Consider the following 20,620-nt stretch of genomic DNA (forward strand, 5'->3'; position numbering starts at 1 on the left):
ATCTATCGTCAGCCTGACCGTATGCCCCCGGAACTCCTTCTGTTCGAGCGCGTCCACGTGGACCTGGCCCGAACCGCGAGCGCGCGCTGTCCGGGCTGCTGAGCAGCCACGGATCAGCCCGTCACCTCTCGTAGAAGGACAAGTCCATGACGGCCACGCCCGACCTCGGCACACCCCAGCTCGCCTCCCCCGAACTGCTGCGCTCCGTCTTCAGGCGGCACGCGGCCGGTGTCGCCGTGATCACGGCTCCCGGCGGCGACGGCCCCGTCGGCTTCACCGCCACCTCGCTCACCTCGGTCTCCGCCCAGCCCCCGATCGTCTCCTTCGGGATCGGTGTCGGTGCGTCCAGCTGGCCCGCGGTCTCCGAGTCCGACCACATAGGCGTGCACATACTCGGGGAGCACCAGCAGGAACTCGCAGGCACCTTCGCCAGGAGCGGCGCCGACCGCTTCGGTGCTTCCACCCGTTGGCGTAACGGCCCCGAAGGTGTTCCGGTGCTCGACGACGTCCTCGCGTGGCTGGTGTGCCGTGTCGTCGCGCGGGTGCCCGCGGGGGACCACCGCATCGTCCTGGCCGAGGTCGTCCTCGGTGACCCGTCGGGCGCCGGCCGCCCGCTGCTCTACCACCAGGGGCGCTTCAACGGCCTGCGCGACTGAACCGAGTCCGCACCTCGGTCCTGTTCGTGGGCGTCCGTGCCTCGGTTCTGTCCGTCGGTTACGCAGCGTTGCGAACGTCACAGTTCAAAGCGCTTGCTTAGTGGGCATCCACTGGATGTACTGGTGAGTAATATTTCGGTCGGAGCGCGGGCCGCCCCGACCGGGATCGGCCGCTTCAGGCGCCTATGCTGCCGATAAGAAGGCAGCCAAAAATTGACGATGCAGTAGGAGAGCCGGCGTGAGCTTGAGGATCGTTGTCACTGTGAAGTACGTGCCCGACGCCACCGGCGACCGGCACTTCGCCGATGACCTGACCGTCGACCGTGACGACGTGGACGGCCTGCTCTCGGAGCTCGACGAATACGCGGTGGAGCAGGCGCTGCAGATCGCCGACGAAGCCGATGACGCCGAGATCACCGTGCTGACCGTCGGCCCCGAGGACGCCAAGGACGCGCTGCGCAAGGCGCTGTCGATGGGCGCGGACAAGGCCATCCACGTCGAGGACGACGGTCTGCACGGCACCGACGTGATCGGTACGTCGCTGGTGCTGGCGAAGGCCATCGAGAAGGCCGGCTTCGACCTGGTCATCTCCGGCATGGCGTCCACCGACGGCACCGCCGGTGTCATCCCGGCCCTGCTGGCCGAGCGTCTGGGCGTTCCGCAGGTCACCCTCCTCTCCGAGGTCACCGTCGAGGACGGCGTGGTCAAGGGCCGTCGCGACGGCGACTCCGCCTCCGAGCAACTGGAGGCCTCCCTCCCGGCGGTCGTGTCGGTCACCGACCAGTCGGGCGAGGCGCGTTACCCGTCCTTCAAGGGCATCATGGCCGCCAAGAAGAAGCCGGTGGAGGCCTGGGACCTGGAGGACCTGGAGATCGAGGCGGACGAGGTCGGCCTCGAAGGCGCCTGGACCAAGGTCGACTCCGCGACCGAGCGCCCCGCGCGCACCGCCGGCACGATCGTCAAGGACGAGGGCGAGGGCGGCAAGCAGCTCGCCGAGTTCCTCGCGGGCCAGAAGTTCATCTGAGAACACCGGCCTGCCGCAGGCTCCCTGACCGCCCCTCATCTTTCGCAAGCAGGAGAGAAGAAGTCCCATGGCTGAAGTTCTCGTCTACGTCGACCACGTGGACGGCGCCGTCCGCAAGCCCACCCTTGAGCTGCTGACCCTGGCCCGCCGCATCGGCGAGCCCGTCGCCGTCGCTCTCGGCGCCGGCGCGGAGGCCACCGCCCCCGCCCTCGCCGAGCACGGCGCGGTCAAGGTCCTCACCGCCGACGCCCCCGAGTTCACCGACTACCTGGTCGTACCGAAGGTGGACGCCCTCCAGGCCGCGTACGAGGCCGTGTCCCCGGCCGCCGTGCTCGTGCCGTCCTCCGCGGAGGGCAAGGAGATCGCGGCCCGCCTCGCGCTCCGTATCGGCGGCGGCATCATCACCGACGCCGTCGACCTGGAGGCCGGCGACGAGGGCCCGGTGGCCACGCAGTCCGCGTTCGCCGCCTCCTTCTCCACCAAGTCCCGTGTGTCCAAGGGCACCCCGGTCATCACGGTCAAGCCGAACTCCGCCGCGGTGGAGGCCGCCCCGGCCGCGGGCACCGTCGAGGCCCTCGCCGTGTCCTTCTCCGAGAAGGCCACCGGCACGAAGGTCACCGCGCGCACGCCCCGCGCAGCCAGCGGCCGCCCGGAGCTGACCGAGGCCGCGCTCGTGGTCTCCGGCGGCCGTGGCGTCAACGGTGCCGAGAACTTCGCGATCATCGAGGGGCTCGCCGACTCCCTCGGTGCGGCCGTGGGTGCCTCGCGCGCGGCGGTCGACGCCGGCTGGTACCCGCACTCCAACCAGGTCGGCCAGACCGGCAAGTCGGTCTCCCCGCAGCTGTACATCGCCTCCGGCATCTCGGGCGCGATCCAGCACCGCGCGGGCATGCAGACCTCGAAGACCATCGTCGCCATCAACAAGGACGCCGAGGCCCCGATCTTCGACCTCGTCGACTACGGCGTCGTCGGCGACCTCTTCGAGGTCGTCCCGCAGCTCACCGAGGAGATCAAGTCCCGCAAGGGCTGAGTTTCCGCCGTACGAGGCATCTGGGCCCCTGCGACCGCTGTTGACGCGGTCGCAGGGGCCCCTGCTCATTTCGGGGCCGGTGTTGCCCAAGAGGGGTGTTGACCGGCGGGAAGGTCCCCGGATAACTTCGTTCTACGGATTGTTGATTCCGTACTGCGGAAAACAGGAGGGCGTGGAATGGGTCAGGGTCAGCAGGAGAAGGTGGCGACCAGCCTCGCGGGCGCCGTCAGCGAGGAGATCAGCGCCTCCCTTGCCCCGGTCGACGCCGAGCTGGAGCGCCACTACCCCGGCGACCCCGGTACCCGGCAGCCCGTCCACACCGTGTACGTACCCGGTGACGCGTTCGCCGCCGATACCGTCCGCACCTGGGGCGACCGGGCCCTCGCGGCCCTCGACGAACACGCCCCGGACGCCGCCTCCTTCGCCGCCGTCCTCGGCCTCACCGACGACCTCGCCAAGCCCGTGTACGACCGCGTGCGGGCCAAACTGGAGCGCGAACCGATCGAGGACCTGCGCATCGACTTCGAGGACGGCTACGGCCCGCGGCCGGACGCCGAGGAGGACGAAGCGGCGGCCCGCGCGGCCCGGCTGATCGCGGAGGCGTACGCGAACGGCACGGCGGCCCCGTACATGGGCATCCGCATGAAGTGCCTGGAAGCCCCGGTCCGCGCCCGCGGCATCCGCACCCTCGACATCTTCCTCACCGGCCTGATGGAGGCCGGCGGTCTGCCCGAGGGGCTCGTCCTGACCCTGCCGAAGGTGACGTACGCCGAGCAGGTCACCGCGATGGTCCGGCTCCTGGAGGAGTTCGAGAAGGCGCGCGGTCTGGAGGCCGGGCGGATCGGCTTCGAGATCCAGATCGAGACCAGCCAGTCGATCCTCGCCGCCGACGGCACCGCGACCGTCGCCCGCATGATCCGGGCCGCCGAAGGACGCGCCACCGGCCTGCACTACGGCACCTTCGACTACAGCGCCTGCCTCGGCGTCAGCGCCGCCTACCAGGCGAGCGACCACCCCGCCGCCGACCACGCCAAGGCGATCATGCAGGTCGCCGCCGCGGGCACCGGCGTACGCGTCTGCGACGGATCCACCAACGTCCTGCCGGTCGGCCCGACGGAGAAGGTCCACGACGCCTGGCGGCTGCACTACGGCCTCACCCGCCGTGCCCTCGCCCTCGCCTACTACCAGGGCTGGGACATGCACCCCGGCCACATCCCGACCCGCTACGCGGCCGTCTTCGCCTTCTACCGCGAGGGTTTCGAGCAGGCCGCCGCCCGTCTCTCCCGGTACGCCAACCAGTCCGGCGGCGATGTCATGGACGAACCCGCCACCGCCAAGGCCCTCAGCGGCTATCTGCTGCGCGGGCTTGACTGCGGGGCCCTGGACATCGCCGAGGTGGCGCGGGTCACAGGACTGACGCGGGCGGAGCTGGAGGGTTTCGCGGTGCCGAGGCGGGGAGATCTGACGATCTCGGCCCAGTAGGGCCTTCGGGGACGCGGGGCTGTGACATTGTGCGGCTCCGCCGCGTGGGCGCGAGCAGCCCCGCACGCTCTGCGGCTTCAGCACGGACGTTGAACCCGGTCGCGTAGCGACCACGTCACAGAGGTCGACTCCCGACACCGGCCGTCACTGCTGCCCCGTAGGGTGGACGCCATCCACTGGCGTGACCAAGGAACGGGGCAGCGGTGTCTTCGGCGGAGAACCAACAGGCGGACGGAACCGGCCGGTTGCTGGCCGGGCGCTATCGCGTGCTGGCCCAACTCGGCCGCGGCGGCATGGGCGTCGTCTGGCGAGCCCGGGACGAGGTGCTGGGCCGCGAGGTAGCCGTCAAGGAACTGCGCACCTTCACGGACGCCGCCGCCCCCGAACTGGCCGACCTGGGCCGCCGGATGCAGCGCGAGGCGCGCGCGGCGGCTCGGGTGCGCCACCCCGGAGTCGTAGCCGTGCACGACGTGGCGGAGGTCGACGGACGACCGCTCATCGTCATGGAACTGGTGGACGGCCCCTCCCTGGACGACGTCCTGGGCCGGCGCGGCACCCTGGACCCCCGCGAAGCGGCCGCCATCGGCGCCAAGGTCATGGACGCGCTCGCCGCGGCCCACCGCGCAGGCGTCCTGCACCGCGACGTGAAGCCGGGCAACATCCTTCTGGACCGCTCCGGCCGGGTCGTCCTCACCGACTTCGGCATCGCCACGATGGAAGACCCAGGTGACGGCTCGGCCACCCACCTGACCCGCAGCGGTGAACTGGTCGGCTCGCTGGACTACTTGGCGCCCGAGCGAGCCCAGGGCAACGACCCGGGCCCTGCGTCGGACGTGTGGGCCCTGGGCGCCACGCTGTACGCGGCCGTGGAGGGGCTGTCCCCCTTCCGCCGTACGTCGACGTGGTCCACGCTCACCGCGATAGTGGCCGAGCCGCTGCCGGAACCCCGGCGGGCCGGGCCGCTGGGCCCCGTTCTGCAGCAGCTCATGCACAAGCAGCCGGCGCAGCGTCCGGACGCCGACCGGGCGCGCGAGCTGTTGGAAGCGGTCGCGGGAGCTCCTGAGACGGACTCCGAGACGAGGGGCCTGAGACGGCCGGAGCCACAGCCGCGTGCGACCACGGAGCTGAGCGTGCCCTCCATACCGCCGGGTTTCGGACCGCCGGAGCCCGTCGTTCCCGCGGCGGCGCCTGTTGCCGCCGTTCCCGCGCAGCCGGTCGCCGTCCGCCCTTCTCCCGCGCCCCGCCGCCGAGGCCGCGCCCTCCTCGCAGCGGCGGCCGTCACCGTCGTCCTCGCGGCGGCCGGCGTCACCGTCGTGCTGCTGAACAGCCCGGACGACACCGGCAACGCGGCCAGACCGGCGCCGCCCCGGGCCGACGGCGCGGCGCCCTCCGACGCAGCCGGCCGCGGGGAGGTGGACCTGTCGGACGACGCCAAACCGACCCAACAGGGCGACAAGAAGTCCGGGCCCCCGGAGGAGAAGCCCAGTCACACAGCCGAGAGTGCTCCGAAGCCGTCATCACAGGCGCCCGTCAACGGCGGTAGCACAGGCGGTACATCGGGTGGAGCCTCGGGCGGCTCCACCGACGGCGGTACAACGGGGGGCGGTTCGAGCAGCTCTCCCACCCCTGATCCCCCTCCCGAACCCGTCTGCGACCCCATCGGCGGCGGCAGGTACAACTGCCAGGTCTGGCGCACCGCCACGTCCTACACCGCCTCCGGCACCCAGGTCGGCACCCTCAACGAGGGCACCAACTACTTCTACTGCCAGCAGAACCTGGGCCGCCGGGAAACCTACGGCGAGTGGACCAACGTCTGGTGGGCCCGGACCGACGACGACAGCGGCAACACCAACGTCTTCGTCAGTGACGTCTACATCCAGGGCGGCGACAACGACGCACCGGTGCCGGGACTTCCGGTCTGCTGAGACCGCACCTACTTCTCCGGGCCGGACGGCATCGCAGGTCCAGCGCTTCGCGCATACGGGGCCCGGGCGACCCATGGCTCAGACCGCGGGCGGCAGTTCCCCCGAGCCGCGGGTGATCAGCCGGGTCGGGAGCTGGATGCGTTCCGGGGTGATGAGACTGCCGTCGAGCTGGCGGAAGAGGCGTTCGGCCGCGGTGCGGCCGAGGGCGGCGGCGTCCTGGGCGACCACGGTGACGCCGGGCTGGAGGAGGTCGGCGAGTTCGATGTCGTCGAAGCCGACGAGAGCGACCGGGCGCCCGCGCTCGGCGATGACGCGGACCACCGTGACGGTCACGCGGTTGTTGCCGGCGAAGACCGCCGTGACGGGGGACTCGCCGGAGAGCATGTCCTCGGCCGCCTTGCGCACCCGCTGCGGGTCGGTGACGCCCAGGGACATCCACGCGTCCTCGACCTCTATGCCCGCGTCATCCATCGCGGCGCGGTAGCCGCGCAGTCGCTCGGCGGCCGTGTGGATACGGGGCATGTCACCGATGAAACCGATCCGGCGGTGGCCATGGGCGATGAGATGGGCGACGCCGCCACGGGCCCCGCCGAAGCTGTCGGACAGCACGACATCGGCATCGATCCTGCCCGCCGGGCGGTCCACGAACACCGTGGCGACGCCCGCCTTTATCTCGGGTTCCAGATAACGGTGGTCGTCACCGGCGGGAATCACCACGAGCCCGTCCACCCGGCGCGCGCAGAGTGCGAGGACCAACTCCTGCTCGCGGTCCGGGTCCTCGGCGCTGGAACCGTTGATCAGCAGCGCGCCGTGGGCACGGGCGACCTCTTCGACCGCTCGGCTCAGCGGCCCGTAGAACGGGTCCGCGAGATCCTCCAGGACGAGACCGATGCTCGCTGTGCTGCCCTTGCGCAGCACCCGCGCGCTGTCATTGCGGCGGAAGCCCAGGGCGTCGATGGCCTCCTGGACGCGGCGCTCGGTGTCCGGGGTGACCCCCGGTTCGCCGTTGACCACACGTGAGACCGTCTTGAGACCGACCCCCGCGCGCGCGGCGACATCCTTCATGGTGGGACGGTTGCCGTAGCGGTTCTCGGATCGGCGGGCGGTCTCTGCCACGATGCGCTGTCCTGTCCTGTCGTCCACGGGGATGCGTCGCTCCATAAAGAATGATCCATGAGAATGGACTAGGGGGATGCGTCGGTCCATGGGGTTGTATGAGGATGTGGCGTCGAGCATAGAGCCTGGACAACGTTGTCAGATGCGGGAGACACTGTCCACCGCATTCTCCGGCCTGCGTCTTCCCCCAGAGGCGCGTCGTTCGATCCTGTTTCCGGCCGGGGACACGGGCCCGCAGCGCGGCGGGCCCGATTCGACACCGCCTTGGGAGATCTGACACTGATGCACACCGACCTCGTGGCCGCGCTCGACATCGGCGGCACCAAGATCGCCGGAGCGCTGGTGGACGGCCACGGCCGGATTCTCCTCCGCGCGCAGCGTGCGACGCCCGCGCAGGAGGACGGCGACACCGTGATGGGGGCCGTGGAGGAAGTGATAAGCGAGCTGACCCTCTCCCCGCTGTGGAGCAGGGCGGGCGCCGTCGGTATCGGCAGCGCGGGACCCGTGGACGCCTCGGAGGGCACGGTGAGCCCGGTGAACGTACCGGGCTGGCGTGGCTATCCCCTGGTCGAGCGGGTTCGCAGGGCCACGGCCGGCCGGCCCGTCGAGCTGATCGGCGACGGCGTGGCCATCACGGCGGCCGAGCACTGGCAGGGCGCGGCACGCGGCCACGCCAACGCGCTCTGCATGGTCGTGTCGACGGGTGTCGGCGGCGGGCTGGTCCTCGGCGGCAAACTGCACTCGGGACCCACCGGAAACGCGGGCCACATCGGCCACATCAGTGTGGACCTCGACGGCGACCTCTGCCCGTGCGGATCCCGCGGTTGCGTCGAGCGCATCGCGAGTGGCCCGAACATCGCGCGCCGCGCGCTGGAAGGCGGTTGGCAGCCAGGTCCGGACGGCGACACCTCGGCGGCCGCGGTGGCCGCCGCCGCCCGCGCGGGTGATCCGGTCGCCACCGTCTCCTTCGAGCGTGCGGCGCAGGCCCTCGCGGCGGGCATCGCGGCGACCGCGACCCTCGTCGAGATCGACATCGCCGTCATCGGCGGAGGCGTCGGCAAGGCCGGGGACGTCCTCTTCACGCCACTGCGCAAGGCACTGGCCGACTACGCGACGCTGTCCTTCGTGCAGCGCCTGACCGTGGCGCCCGCACTGATGGGCACGGACGCCGGTCTGGTCGGTGCGGCGGCGGCCGCGCTCACCCGGGGGGCGGACACGACCGCCGCAGGTGTGAGCGGCTGACCCGGTGGCGGCCGGGCGGCGCTTCAGCAGGTGAGCTGCGCGTCCGCCCAGTCGCCGTGGTCCGAGGTGCTCCCGTCACCGCCGTCGGTGACGACGAGACGCACCGTCTGGGCGCCCCTCACGTCGGCCGAAATCGCCTGCGCAGCCTGGGCGTTGCTGAGTACACCCGAGGCGGCCATCTTCGTGCCGTCCGCCCAGATCTCGAAGGCGACGGAACCGTCGTCGCCTTCCTCGTCGTCGACACCGACCTGAGCGGTGACGGTCTCGCACGCCTTGCCGGTGTAGTACTCGACGCTGCTGTCGGCGTGCACGCCGAGCCCCTTGGCGTACACGACACCGTTGACAGTCATCGGATTCCCGTCGCCCGCTTCGTTCTCACCGTTGCTGGTGTTGCGCTCAACAGGGCCCCAGCCGTTGGTCGTCGACAGCCACGGCAGGTCCCCGAGAGAGGAGACTCCCGCGGGCGGCGCCACGACGACGGACGCCGTCAGAGGCAGCACGTTTTCGGCACGCACTCCGGTGGGCGAGCGATAGCTCGCCTTGAGCGTCAGGTCGTACGAGTCCGCGGGCGTGCCCTTGGGAGCGGTGACCTGCCATGTCGTACGCAGCGATCGGCCCGTCGGCAGCGTGTGCGTGCCGGCCGGTGAGGTCGCCTTGACCGCCCAGCCGGCGGGTCCGCTCAGTTTCACGGAGACCTGCGCGGCGGCCGTACGGCCGAGGTCGGTGACGGTCGACGTCAGCTTCACGGGCTTGCCCGCCTCGACCAACAGGCCGCCGTCCAGGCCGAGTTCGACGGCGGGCGGGTTCTTGGCCCACTTGGCGTCGGTGGAGACGCGTACGAGCACCGTGCCGTGCGCGGGAACGGTCGCCGAGATGGTGCCCGCGGTGTTGTAGCTCTTGTGCTGCCACAGATCGCGCACGGTGTAGGCGCCCGCGGCGGGCAGTCCGGCGGCCCGCGCGGTGGTGGCGACGCGCTGCGCGCTGCCGGTCTCGTTGAACAGCGCCACTGTCCGGCTGCCGTCCTTCATCTCCTTGGCGACGACCCAGCGCCCGCCTTCGGAGGAGAGCACCGTGCCCTGCTTGCCGAGCGGGTCCTGGTCGACGGCGATGACCTCCTTGTTGCCGAGGATGTCGAAGGTCGCGTCGGACGCGTCGCGCAGGTCGGAGCCGATGAGGAGAGGCGCGGCCATGATCGACCACATGGAGAAGTGCGAGCGGTACTCGGTGTCGGTCATGCCGCCGTTGCCGACCTCCAGCATGTCGGGGTCGTTCCAGTGTCCGGGACCGGCGTACTGGGCAAGGGGCAGGTTCTGCTTGAGGATCGACAGCATCGAGCCCCAGTTGTCACTGATGTCACCGGTCGTACGCCACAGATGTCCGACGTCGGACGCCCATTCCCAGGGCTTGTTCTGGCCCCACTCGCAGAGGCTGTAGACGATCGGGCGGCCCGTTGTCCCGGTGGCCGCCAGTAGGGCGTCGCGCATGGTCGTATAACGCAAGCGGGCGTCCACGCCCTGGTTGTTGCAGTTGTCGTACTTGAGGTAGTCGACACCCCAGTCCGCGAACTGCTGGGCGTCGCTGTACTCGTGGCCGAGCGCACCCGGGAAGCCCGCCTCGTTGCACGTCTTGGTGCCGGCGCTGGTGTAGATGCCGAGCTTCAGCCCCCTGGAGTGGACGTAGTCGGCAACTGCCTTGATTCCGTTGGGGAATCGAACGGGATCGGGCACCAGCTTGCCGTTCGCGTCGCGGGACTGCAGAGCCCAGCAGTCGTCCAGATTGACGTACTGGTATCCGGCGTCCTTGAGCCCCTTCTCGACGAAGATGTCGGCGATCCCCTTGACCATGTCCTCGTTGAACTCGGCGCGGCAGTGCGTGGAGTTCCAGTTGTTGAAGCCCATGGGCGGCGTGAGGGCCAGCCCGTCGTCCACGGTCGGGGCGACATCGGCGGCGGCGGGAGCGGCGACGGTGGGAGCGGGGGCGGCCAGGGCCGGCGCGGCGGGGCCGAACGTACACAATAATCCTGCGGTGAGAGCTCCGACCACTCTTCGGCGGGCTGTGCGGGTGTGAAGGCGACGCATCGTTACGTTCCTCCGAGCACGCGAAAGGTGGGATGACGTCATGTCTGTGTCATCTCTGTGCGTTTACGGTAGGACGTGTCGGACCTTGTTGGAAGGGTTGCGTCAGGACGGACGTCACGCGATAACAGGCTGTGCGAAATATGGTCAGAACCCTTGACGGTGCCCTCGAATGAGAGTGAGATCCAAGCCTCTTGTTCGGTTGTGTTGCTAGACGGCCGGGGAGGTGGACAGGGGTGCAGCTTGAGGTGAAGAGGCTGATCCTGTTGCAGGCGTGCTCGAACATCCGATGTCCTGGCTAAGTCACTTGGGTGGCGCGGGTGTTGGAGTCGTCACGGTCACGCGCTCGGCGCCCTGCCTTTGGTGACCTGCGATGGACCTGCCGGAAACGGGAACGAAGCCTGCGGGGGGATCAACGCACCTCGGACGTGGTCCCCAACGCTCTGGGCTCGTCGTAGGGCTGACGCCGTTCTACTCGCAGCCGACGCCGTCCCCGTCGCGGTCGAGGTGGCGGCCGTAGCCGGGTTCGCCCACGTGCACGGGAGCGGCTCCCGCGGCGCGGGCGGCGGCGCAGTTGCCGTAGTACACGTCGTCTCCGCCTCCGCCGCTGTCGTCGGTGTCGCCGGCGGCGGGTTGCGCGGTGACAGTCGTTCTCACTGTCGTCGTCGCCCGGACCGTCACGGTGGCTGCGGGCTTCGGGGTCGCCGTCGCCGTCGTCGTCGCGGTTGCGGTGGCAGTCGTGGTGGCGGTGACCGTGACCGGCGGCTGGGGAGCGGCCGCTGCGGGCTCCTTGTCGTCTCCGTTGGCGCTTATGCCTATGCCGATGCCTATGAGGAACGCCACGGCGAGCGCAGGCAGGAGGAATCGTTCGCGTGCCGAGCTGAGGCCGCGGCGGGCAGGTGCGGGCGACGGTGGTGTGTACGGGTTGGTCATCTTGTCCCCCCAGGGCTGTTTCGAGGGGGATGACGGTAGTGCTGCGGATGTGCCCGATGGTGTGAAATTGGGTTGCGTGACTCACCCGTTACTGATGTCCGGCTTCGCAGTTGAACCGGGCATGAAGAAGCGAAGCATGCTTGCCATTGCCTCCCTGGCCGCCGGATTCGTCGTCGCGGCGGTCACGCCCTCCCACGCCGACACGGACGTACTCGACAACCTGGACGTCAACGACACGCTCAGCACCCTCGATCACACCGTCAGCAGCGACAGCCTGGCGTTGGACGAGGGTGCACTGGGCGGGAGCAGCTGAGAGGTTCGATCCGCGGCGCCGGTGTCCCCTGGGCGGGGGCGCCGGCGTCTTGCTTGCGGCTCCCTCATCAGGGGCTGGTTTCCGTGGCAGGGTGAAGCGGGCAAGCCTCAGGGGGCCAACAGAAGAGGGGGAACCGTGATCGTCTGGATCAACGGTGCGTTCGGTGCGGGGAAGACCACCACCGCACGGGAACTGATCGAGCTGATCCCGAACAGCACGCTCTTCGACCCCGAGGTCATCGGTGGCACGCTTCCGCAGCTGTTGCCGCCCAAGCGCCTCGCCGAGGTCGGCGACTTCCAGGACCTGCCGATCTGGCGACGCCTCGTGGTCGACACCGCGGCCGCGCTGCTCGCCGAACTCGGAGGTGTCCTTGTGGTCCCGATGACCCTGCTGCGTCAGGAGTACCGCGACGAGATCTTCGGCGGTCTCGCCGCGCGCCGGATCCCCGTGAGGCATGTGCTCCTCGCCCCGGCGGAAACGATCCTGCGCAAGCGAATAGCGGGACGTGAGGTTCCCCTGGAGCTGCCCGACGGTGAGATACGGGTGCGCCAGTGGTCCTACGACCACATCGAGCCCTACCGCTCAGCCCTCAGCTCCTGGCTCCTCGCCGACGCCCACCCCGTGGACACCGGCGCGCTCACCCCGTACGAGGCCGCTCTGCGCATCGCCGAGGCCGTACACGCCGGTGACGTGCCCGTGTGCGAGATCGTGCAGACCCCCGAACCCACCGCGGAGACCGTCGCCGCCGGGGTGCTCCTCTTCGACGAGCAGGACCGTGTCTTGCTCGTCGACCCGACGTACAAGGCGGGCTGGGAATTCCCCGGCGGTGTCGTCGAGCCCGGCGAGGCTCCCGCGCGCGCGGGCGTACGCGAGGTCGCCGAGGAGACCGGCCTGCAGCTCGAGGACGTACCCGCTCTGCTCGTCGTCGACTGGGAGCCGCCCGCGCCGCCCGGCTTCGGCGGCCTGCGCCTGCTCTTCGACGGCGGCCGACTCGACGCCGCCGCCGCCGGGCGCCTGCTCCTCCCCGGACCCGAACTGCGCGACTGGCGCTTCGTGAGCGAGCAGGAAGCGGCGAATCTGCTGCCCCCGGTGCGCTACGAGCGGCTGCGGTGGGCACTGCGGGCGCGGGAGCGGGGGGCGGCGCTGTACCTGGAGGCGGGGGTTCCGGTCGGTTGACACGGTCGGCACGAGGTGACGTCAGGGGCGTCGGGAACTGCCGAGCCGGAGCAGTTCCTCCGCCGGATACGGCGTCCGCGGGGTCTCCTGCCGGAGCCGGTGCCGAGGGGCTTGGCGGTCGCCACCAGGTCGCCGAGTTCGCGATCGCCGTACTGGGCCAGGGAGGTGGACATCTCACTGTGGATGCCGAGGCGCACTGCGTGTGTCAGGTCGGAGGTGTCCACCGCGCCAAGATTGCCACCTCTGCTTGGGTTGTGAGTCTCCGCGGGGGGTTGCCGCCCGGCCGACTCTCCCCGCGTGGCGCAGGGCCCTCACCAGGGGCGAGGGCCCTGCGCCGGGGCGACCGGCTCAGCCGCCCGCCCGTGTGCTCAACTGGCCGCGTAGTTCCGGAGGAAGAGTGCCTCGGCGACGGAGAGGCGCTCCAACTCGTCGGGGAATACGCCCTCGTTGGCCGCGTGGATCTGTGCCTCCGGCTCGCTGAGGCCGATGAGGAGGATCTCGGTCCGCGGGTACAGCGAGGCGAGGGTGTTGCAGAGGGGGATGGAGCCGCCCATGCCCGCGTACTGCATTTCCTGGCCCTCGTACGCGATCGACATCGCCTCGGCCATCGACGCGTACGCCGGGCTTGAGGTGTCGGCGCGGAACGGCTGGCCCTCGCCGATCTGCTCGGTACTCACCCGTGCGCCCCACGGCGTGTGGGCCACCAGGTGGGCCTCGAGGAGCTTGGTCGCCTCGGCCGCGTCCACGCCCGGCGGCACCCGCAGGCTGATCAGCGCGCGGGCGCCCGCCTGCACGGACGGGGTCGCGCCGACGACCGGCGGGCAGTCGATGCCGAGGACGGTGACGGCCGTACGTGCCCAGATGCGGTCGGCGACCGTGCCGGTGCCGATGAGCTGCACCCCGTCGAGCACCTTGGCGTCTTCACGGAACACCTCTTCCTCGTACTGCAGGCCGTCCCACTCCGTGTCGTCGGCCAGCCCGTCGACCGTCGTCGAACCGTCCTCGGCGCGCAGCGAGTCCAGTACGCGGATCAGCGCGGCGAGAGCGTCGGGCGCCGCGCCGCCGAACTGGCCCGAGTGCAGGTTCCCTTCGAGGGTGTCCACCGAGACGCGTACGAGGGTCATACCGCGTAGTGTCGAGGTGACCGTCGGCAGACCGGCCCGGAAGTTGCCGGCGTCGCCGATGACGATGGTGTCGGCGGTCAGCAACTCGGGGTGCTCCTCGGCGTATGCCTGAAGGCCGCCCGTGCCCTGCTCCTCCGAACCCTCGACGATCACCTTGACGTGCACGGGCACGCCGCCGTTCTCCTTCAGCGCACGCAGCGCGAGGAGATGCATCACGACACCGCCCTTGCAGTCGGCGCTGCCCCGCCCGTACCAGCGGCCGTCGCGCTCCGTCAGCTCGAACGGCGGCGACACCCAGGCCGCTTCGTCCAGCGGCGGCTGCACGTCGTAGTGCGCGTACAGCAGGACGGTCTTCGCGCCCTCGGGACCGGGCAGGAACCCGTACACCGACTGCGTGCCGTCAGGGGTGTCGAGCAGCGCCACGTCCTGGAAACCCTCGGCGCGCAAGGCGCCGGCTATCCAGTTCGCGGCGCCCTCGCTCTCGCTCCTGGGGTACTGATCGAAGTCCGCCACCGACTTGAAAGCCACCAGTTCGGTGAGCTCCGCCTTCGCCCGGGGCATCAGGGAGGCGACGGTCTCGGCGACCGGATTCGACGACATGGGCACGCTCCTTGTGGGTGCGACGTTGTACTTCTGTACAGGTGATCGTGCGGTGTGTAAGCGTCTCCCGGTGTGCAGGGCACCTACGCTGCCGATCCTCCCACAGTGGCCTGCGGCGATGCCCGCCGTAGGATGCGGGAGACACGTGCGGCAGACGGCTGGACTGGGAGCAAAAGACCATCGTGAGCAGCGAGAACTCTTCGGCGGACGACGGGCAGCGGGTGTGGGACGTCGTCGTGGTCGGCGCGGGGCCCGCAGGCGCCTCTGCCGCCTATGCGGCAGCGGTCGCGGGACGCAGCGTCCTGCTGCTGGAGAAGGCGGAGCTGCCGCGCTACAAAACGTGCGGCGGCGGAATCATCGGCCCCTCACGCGACTCGCTGCCGCCCGGCTTCGAACTGCCGTTCCGTGACCGCGTGCACGCGGTCACGTTCTCGCTGGACGGGAAGTTCACGCGCACCAGGCGCTCCCGCCAGATGCTCTTCGGGCTGATCAACCGCCCCGAGTTCGACCAGCAGCTGGTCGAGTTCGCACAGAAGGCGGGCGCCGACCTGCGTACGGGCGTCACGGTCTCGCGCGTCGAACAGCACGGTTCCGCCGTACCGGACCGGCGTACCGTAGCCGTCGTCCTGCAGGGCGGTGAGACGGTGCTGGGACGGGCGGTCGTCGGCGCGGACGGCAGCGCCAGTCGCATAGGAGCGCACGTCGGTGTCAAGCTCGACCAGGTGGACCTCGGCCTGGAGGCGGAGATTCCCGTCCCGGAGACCGTCGCCGAGGACTGGGCCGGACGCGTGCTCATCGACTGGGGGCCCATGCCCGGCAGTTACGGCTGGGTGTTCCCCAAGGGTGACACGCTCACCGTCGGTGTGATCTCCGCGCGCGGTGAAGGCGCGGCCACCAAGCGGTACTTGGAGGACTTCATCGCCCGGCTCGGGCTCGCCGGTTTCGAACCGAGCATCTCCTCCGGTCACTTGACTCGCTGCCGCGCCGACGACTCGCCGCTGGCGCGCGGCCGGGTGCTGGTGTGCGGGGACGCGGCGGGCCTCCTCGAACCCTGGACCCGCGAGGGCATCTCCTTCGCACTGCGCTCCGGGCGGCTCGCGGGGGAGTGGGCGGTGCGGATCGCCGAGGCGCACGACGCGGTCGACACGCGGCGCCAGGCATTGAACTACGCCTTCGCGATCAAGGCGGGACTCGGCGTCGAGATGAGCGTCGGCAAGCGGATGCTCTCGGCCTTCGAACGCCGACCGGGTGTGCTCCACGCGGTGATCACGGGCTTCAGGCCTGCCTGGAGTGCCTTCGCCGGCATCACGCGTGGCTCGACCTCGCTCGGCGAGGTCGTCCGCTCCCGCCCGATCATCGGGCGCGCGCTGAACGCGCTCGACCGGTAGATTCCGGGCCCGGGGCCCGGTAGGCGGTCACGGCTTGACCGTGATCCGGAACACCGGGTGCCTGGGCGCGGCGGCGAGGAGTTCCTCGTCGCTGGAGTTCACATCGACGTCGCCGAAGAACCGGCCTACCTCCCAGCCCCACTTCTTGAGGTAGGTGCGCAGGACCACCGGCTTCTCGGCGTCGGCCAGCTCGACCGCCGTGAACTCCTGGGTCCGGCGACCGACCTGGAGCCGCCCGCCGCCGGCCGCCCGCAGATTGCGCACCCATTCGGAGTGGCCGCGGGCGGAGATGAGGTAGGGGCCGCCTTCGTACGGGAGCGGGTTGACGGGAACCTTCCGCCACTCGCCGCTCTTGCGGCCCTTGACGGAGAGCTCGGCGCTGCCGAGGAGGCTGACGCCGTGGCGCGCGAGCCAGCCGACGAAGCCGTTCATGGCCCTGTCGAAGGGCTTGGGCTTGAGGTAGTGGGCCGACGACGACATGGTTCCTCCTGGGGTTTGGAGAGCACTGCTCTCGTTTGAGAGCAGTCTGTACGAGATCGGTGATCCAAATCAAGAGCACTGCTCTCTATTTCGTGCGGTGCTCTCTTTTTTGTGCGGTGCTCTCTTTTTTGTGCGCTGCTCGCGATGTCCGGCCTCGCGCCCCGCGCCAGGTGCCACGGAAGCACCGCTCCGCTTTCAGATCACCGCTCTCCTTTGTGTGCACTGATCCGGAAACATGGCACACTGCCCCGCATGAGTACCGCACGAGGGGCACGCGCCCGAGCCAGGATCGAGGTCGCGGCGGCCATCAAGGAAGAAGCGCGCCGTCAGCTGGCGGCGGAGGGCGCCGCCAAGCTCTCGCTGCGGGCCGTGGCCCGCGAGCTCGGCATGGTCTCCTCCGCGCTCTACCGCTACTTCCCCAGCCGTGACGACCTGTTGACCGCACTCATCATCGACGCGTACGACTCCCTTGGCGAGGCCGCGGAGTCGGCGCACGCCCGAGTCGCCGGCACCGCACCCCGCGAGCGCTGGACAGTGGCCTGCGTGGCGGCGCGCCGCTGGGCACTGGAGCATCCGCACGAGTACGCGCTCATCTACGGGTCGCCCGTGCCCGGGTACACCGCACCGGATACGACCGTCCCGGCCGCGTCCCGTGTAGGCCTGCTCCTGATCGGCATCGTCCGCGACGCGTACCAAAGCAAGGGGGTCGCCCGCCCCCGTCTGCCCGCCGACCTCAAGACCGAGGCGCAGCGGATGGCCGCCGACCTCGCGCCCGACCTCCCGCCCGAGGTCGTCACGGCGCTCGTGGCAGCCTGGGCGCAGCTCTACGGGCTGATCAGTTTCGAACTGTTCGGCCAGTTCCACCGAGTCGTCGAGGACCGCGAAACGTTTTTCAGGCACGCGGCGGATCAACTCGCCCACGGTGTCGGCCTGGTGTTCCCTCAGCCCGCCGAAGCGGTGGCCAAGGGACCCAGCGGCTCCGGGTCCTGACGCAGAATCCGCGCGTGCAGCGAGCGCAGCGCCGGCCCGGGGTCCGCGCCCACAGCCTCGGCAAGACGTTGCCGTACGCCTTCGTAGGCGACCAGCGCGTCCGTGGGCCGGCCGGTCCGGTACAGCGCGAGCATCAGCAGTTCCGCGAGCCGCTCGCGCAAAGGGTGCGCGGCGACCAGCCGGACGAGCTCATGGACGTACTCGAAGGACCTGCCGAGTTCGATCTCGCCGGCCAGCCGTGCTTCGAGTACCGTGAGCCGCTTCTCCGCCCACCGGAGCCGCTCGGCCGCCAAGTAGGGCGCCTGCAGCCCCTCCACGAACTCGCCGCGCCACAACTCCTCGGCATCTGCGACCAGTTCGCCCGCGCGCCGCAGCTCCCCGGCGTCCCGTGCCGCCAGCGCCGCGCTCACCAATTTCCGCCGCTCCCGCAGGTCGTCGGCCTCCGCGCCGGTCAGCCGGTATCCGCTGCCCGTCCACGCCAGTTCCACCCCGTCGCCGAGGGCGCGGCGCAGCCCGGAGACGTACTTCTGCACGAGATTGCGGACATGCGCGGGCCGGGCGCCGCCCCACACGGCCTCGACCAGACCGTCGTAGGAGATCGGGCGCCCGTCCTGCAGCAACAGCACCGCGAGGACCGCGCGTTGCTTGGGCGGGCCGAGGAGAATCTCTGACCCGTCGCGCAATGCGCGGAGCGGGCCCAGCAGTTCGAAGCGCAGACCGTCTTGCGAGCTGTGCGGTGTCCCGTCACCCATGGGTTCGAGGTTAGCCCGGACCCTGCGAAGCGCGGCTCCGGTATTCCAGTGGATCTTCCAGCGGATGGTCAGTGGTGCCGGTGACCGTGGCCTGGCAAGGACCTCCGGAGAAAGGCCACCACGATGTTGACCCGCCTCGGCCGGCAGGCGGTGCGGCGCAGTCGCGCCGTTCTGCTCGGCGCGCTCCTCGTCCTCCTCGGTCTCGGCGCGTACGGCGCGGGAGCCCAGGACGACCTGGACCTCTCGCGCTGGAGTGCGCCCGGTACGGAATCGGTGCGGGCGGGTGAGGTCCTGCGCGAGGAGTTCGGCACCGGCAATCCCAATCTCGCGCTGCTCGTCACGGCACGCGACGGCGACGTGGACAGCTCCGGCACGGCCGGTGCGGCCCGCGCCCTGGCCGCCGAGGTCGAGAGCCTGCCCCTGGTCACCGACGTCACCTCGTACTGGGATGCCGGCAGCTCCGCCCTGCGCAGCGCCGACGGCACGCGTGCCCTCGTACTCGTGCGCCTTGAAGGCAGCGCGACCGAGACCCGCCAGGAACTCGCCGCTCTCTCGCCCCGGTTGACCCGGAGCACACCCGAACTCACCGTGCGAGTAGGGGGACAGGAGGAGATCTCCCGGCAGGTCGGCGAGCAGGCCCGAGCCGACTTCCTGCGCGCGGAAGCGCTGGCGATCCCGGCCGTCGTACTCCTGCTGATCCTCGTCTACCGGCGTACGGTCGCCGCCCTTCTGACCGTTGCCGTGGGCTTGTTGTCGGTGTTCGGCACGCTTGCCGGGCTGCGACTGCTCGCACAGTTCACCGAGGTGTCGACGTTCGCGGCGAATCTCGCGCTCGTGCTGGGTCTCGGACTCGGCGTCGACTACAGCCTGTTCGTGATCAACCGGTATCGCGAGGAACGCGTGGCCGGGCACCCGCAGCAGGCCGCCGTCGTGCGGGCGACCGCCACCGCCGGACGCACGGTCGTCTTCAGCGGAGTCACGGTGGCGGTGTCGCTGTGTGCGCTGCTCGTGTTCCCGTTCTTCTTCCTGCGGTCGTTCGCGTATGCGGGCGTCCTCGTCGTTCTCACGGCGGTGGCCGGAGCGGTGCTCTTCCTGCCCGCTGCCCTGGCCCGCTGGGGCCACCGTGTGGAACGCCCAGCCGCACCCGCCGCCGGCTTCTGGCACCGCACCGCGCTCCGTGCCATGCGCCGCCCGCTCGTCACCGGCGCCGGAGTCCTCACCGCTCTCCTCCTCGCCGCGTCCCCCGTGCTGGGCCTGCGCTTCGGGCTCCCCGACGAACGGACCCTGCCCGCCGGCACCTCCTCACGCACCACGTCCGAGATCGTCCACGAGGAGTTCCCCGCCGAACCCACCGACACCGTGCAGGTCGTCCTCGACAAGCCGGCCGACACCCGCGAGTACGCCGCCGAGCTCTCCCGGATCCCGGGGATCTTCCAGGTCGACGCCCCGCAGGGCGCCTACCGCGACGGGCGGCGCACCGGCCCGCCGGGCCAGGACGGGCTCACGGCACCCGACGGCCGCGTACGCCTCGCGCTCATCCCCACCCAGGGGGCGATGCACGGCGACGTACCCGCGCTCGTCGAACGCGTCAGGGACACCCCGGCACCTGCCCGTGCACTCGTCGGCGGCTACCCCGGCGAGACCACCGACTTCCGCTCGACGCTCCTGGACCGGCTGCCCCTCGCGATCGGGCTGGTCCTGGGGGCGACGTACCTGATCCTCTTCCTGATGACGGGCAGCGTGCTGCTGCCCCTCAAGGCGACGGTGCTGAACCTGCTCAGTCTGGGCGTGATGTTCGGCTGCCTGGTGTGGGTGTTCCAGGACGGGCATCTGGCCGGGGTCCTGGGCTTCACCCCGACCGGCTCGATCGAGCCGAGCGTCCCGGTGCTGATGTTCTGTGTGGCGTACGGACTGTCGATGGACTATGAGGTGTTCCTGCTCGCCCGTATCAAGGAGGAACACGACAGGACGGGCGACACGGAGCGCGCGGTCGGCGAGGGCATCCGGCGCAGTGCACCGCTGATCACCGCCGCGGCCGGGATCCTCGCGCTCTCCTTCCTGTCGTACGTCACCGGAGGCGTCGTCTTCCTCAAGGAGCTGGGCCTCGGCACCGCCCTGACGATCCTCGTGGACGCGACCCTCATCCGGGTGGTGCTGCTGCCCGTGACGATGCGGCTGGCGGGCCGTGCCAACTGGTGGGCGCCGAAGCCGCTGCGGCGACTTCACCGGCGTATCGGCATGAAGGAAGAGCCGCAGGAGGTACTACGCGGGGAGTACGTGTGATCACCTCGCCCGGCTGACGCCCTGGGCGGCC

Annotated in this window: 17 protein-coding genes; 11 read left to right on the forward strand and 6 right to left on the reverse strand. The window is 70.4% G+C overall.

The genetic code is table 11. The features are described from left to right. Window positions 1-146: 146 nt before the first annotated feature. The 5 genes from ACFYPC_RS01250 (at window position 147) to ACFYPC_RS01270 (ending at window position 6,117) form a co-directional block, all read left to right on the forward strand. Window positions 147-656 carry a flavin reductase family protein gene (locus ACFYPC_RS01250; RefSeq protein ID WP_388668755.1) on the forward strand — a complete coding sequence of 170 codons (510 nt, stop codon included), beginning with the start codon at window positions 147-149 and terminating at the stop codon, window positions 654-656. 238 nt (window positions 657-894) lie between these two features. Then, on the forward strand, window positions 895-1,680 hold the full coding sequence (locus ACFYPC_RS01255) for an electron transfer flavoprotein subunit beta/FixA family protein (protein ID WP_388668758.1): 786 nt from the start codon (window positions 895-897) through the stop codon (window positions 1,678-1,680). Between the two features lie 67 nt (window positions 1,681-1,747). Continuing rightward, window positions 1,748-2,710 (forward strand): electron transfer flavoprotein subunit alpha/FixB family protein, encoded by a 963-nt coding sequence (locus tag ACFYPC_RS01260; RefSeq protein ID WP_388668761.1) that lies wholly within the window; start codon window positions 1,748-1,750, stop codon window positions 2,708-2,710. Between the two features lie 177 nt (window positions 2,711-2,887). After that, window positions 2,888-4,192, forward strand: a complete 1,305-nt coding sequence (locus ACFYPC_RS01265; protein WP_388668764.1) for a DUF6986 family protein — start codon at window positions 2,888-2,890, stop codon at window positions 4,190-4,192. 203 nt (window positions 4,193-4,395) lie between these two features. Beyond that, window positions 4,396-6,117, forward strand: coding sequence for a serine/threonine-protein kinase (locus tag ACFYPC_RS01270; protein WP_388668766.1), 1,722 nt, complete (start codon window positions 4,396-4,398; stop codon window positions 6,115-6,117). 78 nt (window positions 6,118-6,195) lie between these two features. On the opposite strand, the gene ACFYPC_RS01275 is transcribed toward ACFYPC_RS01270, so the two are convergent. Further along, window positions 6,196-7,278 carry a LacI family DNA-binding transcriptional regulator gene (locus tag ACFYPC_RS01275; protein WP_388668769.1) on the reverse strand — a complete coding sequence of 361 codons (1,083 nt, stop codon included), beginning with the start codon at window positions 7,276-7,278 and terminating at the stop codon, window positions 6,196-6,198. A gap of 237 nt (window positions 7,279-7,515) precedes the next feature. Here ACFYPC_RS01275 and ACFYPC_RS01280 point away from each other — a divergent pair, with 237 nt between their 5' ends. Continuing rightward, window positions 7,516-8,475: an ROK family protein gene (locus tag ACFYPC_RS01280; protein ID WP_388668772.1), complete on the forward strand. Its 960-nt coding sequence runs from the start codon at window positions 7,516-7,518 to the stop codon at window positions 8,473-8,475. 23 nt (window positions 8,476-8,498) lie between these two features. Here the strand turns inward: ACFYPC_RS01280 and ACFYPC_RS01285 are convergent, their stop codons facing one another. Next, entirely contained in the window at window positions 8,499-10,553 is a 2,055-nt protein-coding gene (locus tag ACFYPC_RS01285; RefSeq protein WP_388668775.1) for an NPCBM/NEW2 domain-containing protein, read from the reverse strand. Window positions 10,554-11,021: 468 nt separating this feature from the next. Next, entirely contained in the window at window positions 11,022-11,483 is a 462-nt protein-coding gene (locus tag ACFYPC_RS01290) for an excalibur calcium-binding domain-containing protein (protein ID WP_388668778.1), read from the reverse strand. A gap of 121 nt (window positions 11,484-11,604) precedes the next feature. On the opposite strand from ACFYPC_RS01290, the gene ACFYPC_RS01295 reads away from it, so the two are divergent. Both ACFYPC_RS01295 and ACFYPC_RS01300 read left to right on the forward strand, forming a co-directional pair. Continuing rightward, window positions 11,605-11,796, forward strand: coding sequence for a hypothetical protein (locus ACFYPC_RS01295; RefSeq protein ID WP_388668781.1), 192 nt, complete (start codon window positions 11,605-11,607; stop codon window positions 11,794-11,796). A 135-nt stretch (window positions 11,797-11,931) separates the two neighbouring features. Further along, a complete protein-coding gene (locus tag ACFYPC_RS01300; protein WP_388668784.1) occupies window positions 11,932-12,972 on the forward strand; it encodes an NUDIX domain-containing protein in 1,041 nt (346 codons plus the stop codon). 368 nt (window positions 12,973-13,340) lie between these two features. Here ACFYPC_RS01300 and ACFYPC_RS01305 read toward each other — a convergent pair whose 3' ends face one another. After that, on the reverse strand, window positions 13,341-14,696 hold the full coding sequence (locus ACFYPC_RS01305) for a dipeptidase (RefSeq protein ID WP_388668787.1): 1,356 nt from the start codon (window positions 14,694-14,696) through the stop codon (window positions 13,341-13,343). A gap of 182 nt (window positions 14,697-14,878) precedes the next feature. On the opposite strand from ACFYPC_RS01305, the gene ACFYPC_RS01310 reads away from it, so the two are divergent. Further along, window positions 14,879-16,084 (forward strand): geranylgeranyl reductase family protein, encoded by a 1,206-nt coding sequence (locus ACFYPC_RS01310; protein ID WP_388668790.1) that lies wholly within the window; start codon window positions 14,879-14,881, stop codon window positions 16,082-16,084. 27 nt (window positions 16,085-16,111) lie between these two features. Here the strand turns inward: ACFYPC_RS01310 and ACFYPC_RS01315 are convergent, their stop codons facing one another. Further along, entirely contained in the window at window positions 16,112-16,564 is a 453-nt protein-coding gene (locus ACFYPC_RS01315) for a nitroreductase family deazaflavin-dependent oxidoreductase (RefSeq protein WP_388668793.1), read from the reverse strand. Window positions 16,565-16,816: 252 nt separating this feature from the next. Here ACFYPC_RS01315 and ACFYPC_RS01320 point away from each other — a divergent pair, with 252 nt between their 5' ends. Further along, window positions 16,817-17,554 (forward strand): TetR/AcrR family transcriptional regulator, encoded by a 738-nt coding sequence (locus ACFYPC_RS01320; protein WP_388668796.1) that lies wholly within the window; start codon window positions 16,817-16,819, stop codon window positions 17,552-17,554. On the opposite strand, the gene ACFYPC_RS01325 is transcribed toward ACFYPC_RS01320, so the two are convergent. Then, window positions 17,506-18,306: a BTAD domain-containing putative transcriptional regulator gene (locus tag ACFYPC_RS01325; RefSeq protein WP_388668799.1), complete on the reverse strand. Its 801-nt coding sequence runs from the start codon at window positions 18,304-18,306 to the stop codon at window positions 17,506-17,508. The two genes, ACFYPC_RS01320 and ACFYPC_RS01325, sit on opposite strands and share 49 nt — an antisense overlap. Before the next feature lie 123 nt (window positions 18,307-18,429). Here ACFYPC_RS01325 and ACFYPC_RS01330 point away from each other — a divergent pair, with 123 nt between their 5' ends. Further along, a complete protein-coding gene (locus ACFYPC_RS01330; protein ID WP_388668802.1) occupies window positions 18,430-20,589 on the forward strand; it encodes an MMPL family transporter in 2,160 nt (719 codons plus the stop codon). The last annotated feature ends 31 nt before the right edge of the window (window positions 20,590-20,620 follow it).

It is taken from the genome of Streptomyces sp. NPDC005808, from assembly GCF_042871385.1.
Classification (GTDB): domain Bacteria; phylum Actinomycetota; class Actinomycetes; order Streptomycetales; family Streptomycetaceae; genus Streptomyces.